Source organism: Pseudooctadecabacter sp., assembly GCF_020627745.1.
Taxonomy (GTDB): Bacteria; Pseudomonadota; Alphaproteobacteria; order Rhodobacterales; family Rhodobacteraceae; genus Octadecabacter.
Genome location: NZ_JAHDGE010000018.1, coordinates 45,196 through 51,324, shown reverse-complemented (window position 1 = coordinate 51,324; position 6,129 = coordinate 45,196). Strand labels below are relative to the sequence as shown.

Here is a 6,129-nt window from a genome sequence, read left to right as displayed (position 1 = left end):
CCATTTTTCAGCCCACGCGGCCCCACGGTGATCCGCCATGGCAGGCCGATCAGGTCCATCGTCGCGAATTTGGCCCCGGCCCGTTCGTCGCGGTCATCATAAAGTGGTTCAAGCCCTGCCGCGGTCAGAGCGTCATAAAGCGACTGACAGGCAGCATCCGCCTCATCATCGCCCTGTTTGAGGTTGACGATACCTGCGTGGAACGGCGTGACACCTTCGGGCCAGATGATGCCCTTGTCGTCATGGCTGGCCTCGATGATCGCGCCCAACAGACGGGACACGCCGATCCCGTGGGAGCCCATGTGCACCGGTGTGGGTTTGCCATCAGGCCCTTGCACGGTGGCCCCCATCGCGTCGGAATACTTGGTGCCGAAGTAGAAAATCTGCCCAACTTCGATCCCGCGCGCCACGCGGCGGCGGTCCTCGGGGACGTCGTTGAACAGCGCCTCATCGTGTGTCTCATCTGTGCGGGCGTACAGCTCGGTGAATTCCTGCATCACGCCTGCGCATTGTTCGACGTTGTCATAATCAATTTCACGGTCGCCAAAGGTCAGATCGGTGACGGCGCTGTCGTAAAACACCTCCGATTCACCGGTGTCGGCCAGCACCAGAAATTCATGCGTGTCGTCCCCGCCAATGGGGCCTGAATCAGCGCGCATGGGGATCGCCTGAAGGCCCATGCGTTCATAGGTGCGCAGGTAGCTGACCAGATGACGGTTGTAGGCATGCAGCGCGTCTTCCTTGGTCAGATCAAAGTTATAGCCGTCCTTCATATAGAATTCACGGCCCCGCATGACCCCGAACCGAGGACGCCGTTCATCGCGGAATTTCCACTGGATTTGATAGAGCGTCAGCGGCAACGACTTATAGCTGGCCACATGGGATCGGAAGATATCGGTCACCAGTTCTTCGGCCGTGGGTGTGAACAGCATCTCATGGTCGTGACGGTCGGTGATGCGCAGCAACTCATCCCCGTAGGCGTCATAACGCCCGCTTTCGCGCCACAGGTCCGCCGATTGGATCGTGGGCATCTGGATGGCGATGTGTCCGGCCTTGGCCTGTTCCTCATGCACGATCTGTTCGATCCGGCGCAGCACTTTGAACCCCAGCGGCAGCCACGAATAGATACCGGCGCTGGCCTGTTTGATCATCCCCGCCTGCAACATATAGCGGTGGCTGACGATCTGGGCGTCACGGGGGCTTTCTTTGAGGACGGGCAGGAAATAACGGCTGAGGCGCATGGCAGGTCTCTTTCAGATCAGATTACAGGTGGTGTAGCAGACCGCAAAGAATGGGCAAGCGGGCAGCGCAATCACACGCGATCAGGCGCGAATTGGATCAAACATTTCCCACGGTAACATGGACGTTATCGAAGTGACCCAAGGTTAATTTCGCCGCGTATCCCTGATCACAACCTGAAACAAACTTGGGATACTGACTATGAAAATGCTTTCCACCTTCGCGGCTGCGGCCACTTTTGCTATTGCCGGCTCTGCCGCCTCTGCGGCCTCCATCACCGAAATCGCTGCCGGTGATGAACGGTTCAGCACGCTGGTCGCTGCGGTCACCGCCGCCGGTCTGGCCGATACGCTGGCAGGCCCCGGTAACTTCACCGTCTATGCGCCCGTGAACGACGCCTTCGCTGCCCTGCCAGAGGGCACAGTCGACACGCTGCTGATGGAAGAAAACCGCGACCAGCTGACCGACGTGCTGCTGTATCACGTGGATGACCGTGTGCTGATGGCGGGCGATTTCCCCGCCGGGTCCAACTACTTCAAGCCGATCAACGAGGCAGAGCGTCTGTGCATCACCGCCTCTGCCGATGGCGTCTCCATCGCGGATGGCACAGGTGAGATGGCCAATGTCATCGTCGCCAACATCGAGGCGGACAACGGCGTCATCCACGTGATCGACAAGGTCCTTCTGCCCGGCACCCGCCCGGCCTGCCACTAAACGGTCCTTCGGCCGCCACTCAACCCCAGACTTCGACGGCCGAACCGGCCCTGCGCCCTCCTCGTGGCGCAGGGCCTTTTCATGTGCCTCGCTTGCAATGGCACGCGGCCTGCGCCAATTAGGGTCGTAACCGGACCCACAGGATACCCGCGCCATGGCCATCTCCCCCCAAAAGCAGCTTCAATATTGGGGCATTGCGGCCCTTGTGTTCGTCGTCCTTCTTTACTGGCTGGGCGACGTGCTGGTTCCCTATATTCTGGGCGGGGCTCTGGCCTATGTTCTTGATCCCGTGGCCGACAAGCTTGAGGCATGGGGTTTAAGCCGGATCATGGCCACCGTGGTCATCACCTTGTCGGGTATCCTCCTTTTTATCCTGCTGTTTTTGCTGGTTGTGCCGACGCTGATCGGCCAGCTTGGCGATTTGATCGCCCAGATCGGCCGGATTGTCGAAAACCTACCCGCTACGTGGGAAGGCATCAAAGCCTGGTTGAGTGAACGTATCCCCGGCGTCGACCTGCAAGGCGATTTCCTGCAAGAGCAAATCCAGACGCTGGGTGCCGCGATCCAGTCGCGGTCGGGCGAGGTGGTCAATGCGCTGCTGTCGTCCGCCCAGGGGATCATCAACGCGATCGTGCTGGTCGTTATTGTGCCGGTCGTCACCTTTTATCTGCTGATGGATTGGGACCGGATGGTCGCCCAGATCGACGACCTGCTGCCGCGCGAACATCAAGGCACCATTCGCGATCTCGCCCGTCAGATCGACCGGACGCTGGCGTCGTTCATTCGCGGGCAAGGGACGGTCTGCCTGATCTTGGGAACGTATTACGGCATCGCGCTGATGCTGGCGGGCCTGAATTTCGGCCTGATCGTCGGGCTGATCGCGGGCCTGATTTCGTTCATTCCATACGTGGGCGCGCTGGTCGGGGGGGCATTGGCCTTTGGTCTGGCCCTGTTCCAGTGGTGGGGCGGGTCCGAGGTGGTGGACGGTGAAACCGTGCAAACCGGCATCAACTGGCTGCGCATCGGCATTGTGGGTGGCATTTTCGCCTTTGGCCAATTTGTTGAAGGCAACTTTCTCACACCCAATCTGGTTGGGTCCTCCGTGGGGCTGCACCCCGTTTGGCTGATCCTTGCGCTGTCGGTTTTCGGGTCGATCTTTGGCTTTGTCGGCATGCTGATTGCGGTGCCCGTGGCGGCGATTATCGGCGTTCTGGCGCGCTTTGCGATACAGGAATACAAGAACGGACGCCTTTACAAAGGCACCGCCGGGGACGATTGACATGGCCCAGCAGCTGGCCTTTGACCTGCCTGCAAATGTGCGGCTGGGGCCTGAGGATTTCTTTGTCTCTCAGGCCAATGAACAGGCCTTCGCGCTGATCCGTGCGCCGAAGGTCTGGCCTGATGGCAAACTGGCGTTGGTGGGGCCAGCGGGCAGTGGCAAAACCCATCTGGCGCGGCTGTTCAAGGTGCAGACCGGTGCCGTTGCTTTCGATGCAGCACAAATTGACCCGAACGCCCCCCTGCCCGATGCGCCTTGTGTGATTGAGGACGGTGAGGCGCTTCCACCGGCGGCGCAGGAATGGCTGTTTCACACCCACAACCACTTGCGCGCCGCTGGCCTGCCCCTGCTGTTGACCGGTCGCACGGCCCCGGCCCGTTGGGACATCACCCTGCCCGATCTGCGCAGCCGCCTGTCTGCGGCCACCACTGCAACCATCGGATCGCCTGATGATCCGCTGTTGATGGCGGTGTTGCTGAAACACTTTCAGGACCGCCAACTGGCCCCCGCACCCGACGCGCTGAACTACCTGCAACGTCGCCTGCCCCGATCATTCGAGGCCGTGCGCCAGATCGTCGAAACCCTCGACCGTGAGGCGCTGGCCCAAGGCAAGGCGCTGACACGGCCCTTCGTGCGCGATGTGCTGGACTCTTTGCCCCCCCTTGGGTGATAGTGACACCTCTCCGTCACAATTTCATGCAACAAGGTGCTGATGACACAGGCAGATTTCCTCAAGGCCGATTTTCCAGACCCCGTGGACGCAGGCGGCGACCTGACGGGGCCCGCGCGCTATTTCAACCGCGAACTCAGCTGGCTGGGGTTCAACTGGCGCGTTCTGGAGGAGGCGGAAAACCCCCGTGTGCCCTTGCTGGAACGGCTGCGGTTCCTGTCCATTTCAGCCACCAATCTGGATGAATTTTACACCGTCCGCGTGGCGGGCCTGCGCGAATTGGCCCGTGAGGGGAACACGACACCGTCGATTGATGGCCTCACCCCTACAGAACAGCTCAAACTGATTGATCAGGACGCGCGCAGCCTGCTGGCGCGCCAGCAAAAGGTGTTCAGCGACCTGCGACAGGAGATGGAGCGCGAGAACATCCAGATCCTGACCCGCGATGACCTGACCGGGGATGACCGCGATTTTCTGCGTGATGTGTTCTTCAAACAGGTGTTTCCCGTCCTGTCGCCTTTGGCGATTGACCCCGCGCACCCCTTCCCGTTTTTGCCAAACGAAGGCTTTGCGCTGGCGCTGGAACTGGAACGCAAACAGGACAAACGCCCCCTGCGCGCCCTGTTGCCCGTTCCCCAACAGATCGACCGCTACATCGCTGTGCCCACGATAGGTGGTCACCGGTTCCTGCCCCTTGAAGACCTGTTGATGGATCAGCTGGACGGGCTGTTTCCAGGCTACAGCATCAAAGGGTCCTGCGCCTTTCGCGTGCTGCGCGACAGCGACCTTGAGGTCGAGGACGAGGCCGAAGACCTTGTGCGCGAATTCGAAGTCGCCCTGAAACGCCGCCGCCGGGGGGAGGTCGTGTCCATGCGCGTGTCCGCCGGTGCCCCCGCCGGTCTGCGCAAACTGATCATGGAAGAACTGCACGTCACCGAGGATGAAGTCGTCGATATGAACGGCATTATCGGTATGGCCGATCTGAAGGAACTGGTGCTGGACGACCGGCCCGATCTTCTTTGGCCCGCCTTCGCCCCTCGTGTGCCGGAACGGGTGTCCGACCACGACGGAGACATGTTCGCAGCGATCCGCAAAAAGGACATGCTGCTGCACCATCCCTATGAGACCTTCGATATGGTCGTGCGCTTTTTGCGACAGGCCGCCAACGACCCCAAGGTCGTGGCGATCAAGCAGACGCTTTACCGGACCTCCAAGAAATCCCCCATCGTCGAGGCCCTGTGCGAAGCCGCTGAGGATGGCAAATCCGTCACGGCGCTTGTCGAACTCAAAGCGCGTTTTGACGAGGCTGCGAACATTCGCCAGTCGCGCCGTCTGGAACGGGCGGGTGCCCATGTGGTCTACGGGTTTCTTGACCTCAAGACCCACGCCAAGATCAGCACCGTGGTGCGCCGTGAAGGTAAGGAACTGGTGACCTACACCCACTACGGCACCGGCAACTACCACCCGATCACGGCCAAGATTTACACGGATCTGTCGTTCTTTACCTGCGATGCGGCCCTTGGCCGCGATGCGACCAAGGTGTTCAACTACCTCAGCGGATACGTGCAGCCCGAAAACCTTGAAAACCTGTCGATTTCCCCCCTCACCCTGAAATCCGAATTGATCAAGATGATCGGGGCCGAGGCGACGCATGCCCAAAACGGCAAGCCTGCCGAAATCTGGGCCAAGATGAACAGCCTTGTGGAAGAAGACGTGATCGACGCGCTTTATGCGGCCAGCCAGGCGGGGGTGAAGATCAGCCTGATCGTGCGCGGCATCTGCGGGTTGCGTCCGGGCATCAAGGGCCTGTCTGAAAACATCCGCGTGAAATCCATCGTTGGGCGTTTTCTTGAGCATTCGCGCATTGTGTGTTTCGGCAACGGTAAAGGCCTGCCTAGCAAAAAAGCGCGGGTGTTTTTTTCGTCGGCTGACTGGATGGGCCGGAACCTCAACCGCCGTGTGGAAACCATGGTTGAAGCGACGAACAACACCGTCAAGGCGCAGATCGTCAGCCAGATCATGGCCGCGAACCTTGCTGATGTGGCGCAAAGCTGGACCATGGGGCCCGATGGCGCCTTTACCCGCGCGCAGGTCGAAGACGGCACCTTTGCCTTCAACTGCCACCGGTTCTTCATGGAAAATCCGTCCCTGTCCGGGCGCGGATCGGCAGGCGCGTCCGATGTGCCGCAGCTCACCCACACCGAGGACTGAACCGACACCCGCCGCC

General features: G+C 60.5%; 5 protein-coding genes. 4 read left to right on the top strand and 1 reads right to left on the bottom strand.

Annotation, left to right across the window (positions count from 1 at the left end; translation table 11 throughout):
* Window positions 1–1,241, bottom strand: a 1,241-nt coding sequence (gene proS / locus QZ653_RS09015) for a proline--tRNA ligase (protein ID WP_296419696.1), incomplete at its 3' end; no start/stop codon positions are given.
* A 199-nt stretch (window positions 1,242–1,440) separates the two neighbouring features.
* On the opposite strand from proS, the gene QZ653_RS09010 reads away from it, so the two are divergent.
* The 4 genes from QZ653_RS09010 to QZ653_RS08995 all read left to right on the top strand — a co-directional run bounded on the left by QZ653_RS09010 (window position 1,441) and on the right by QZ653_RS08995 (window position 6,113).
* Complete coding sequence (locus tag QZ653_RS09010) at window positions 1,441–1,953, top strand: fasciclin domain-containing protein (protein ID WP_296419694.1); 513 nt, start codon at window positions 1,441–1,443, stop codon at window positions 1,951–1,953.
* A 154-nt stretch (window positions 1,954–2,107) separates the two neighbouring features.
* Entirely contained in the window at window positions 2,108–3,232 is a 1,125-nt protein-coding gene (locus tag QZ653_RS09005) for an AI-2E family transporter (protein WP_296419691.1), read from the top strand.
* Window position 3,233: 1 nt separating this feature from the next.
* Window positions 3,234–3,902: an HdaA/DnaA family protein gene (locus tag QZ653_RS09000; protein ID WP_296419689.1), complete on the top strand. Its 669-nt coding sequence runs from the start codon at window positions 3,234–3,236 to the stop codon at window positions 3,900–3,902.
* 42 nt (window positions 3,903–3,944) lie between these two features.
* A complete protein-coding gene (locus QZ653_RS08995) occupies window positions 3,945–6,113 on the top strand; it encodes an RNA degradosome polyphosphate kinase (protein WP_296419687.1) in 2,169 nt (722 codons plus the stop codon).
* Window positions 6,114–6,129 lie beyond the last annotated feature (16 nt).

What these genes read in the sequence shown, in the direction of transcription:
- QZ653_RS08995 (WP_296419687.1), top strand. Translation starts at nt 3,945, where the DNA reads ATGACACAGGCAGATTTCCTCAAGGCCGATTTTCCAGACCCCGTGGAC.
- QZ653_RS09010 (WP_296419694.1), top strand. Translation starts at nt 1,441, where the DNA reads ATGAAAATGCTTTCCACCTTCGCGGCTGCGGCCACTTTTGCTATTGCC.
- QZ653_RS09000 (WP_296419689.1), top strand. Translation starts at nt 3,234, where the DNA reads ATGGCCCAGCAGCTGGCCTTTGACCTGCCTGCAAATGTGCGGCTGGGG.
- QZ653_RS09005 (WP_296419691.1), top strand. Translation starts at nt 2,108, where the DNA reads ATGGCCATCTCCCCCCAAAAGCAGCTTCAATATTGGGGCATTGCGGCC.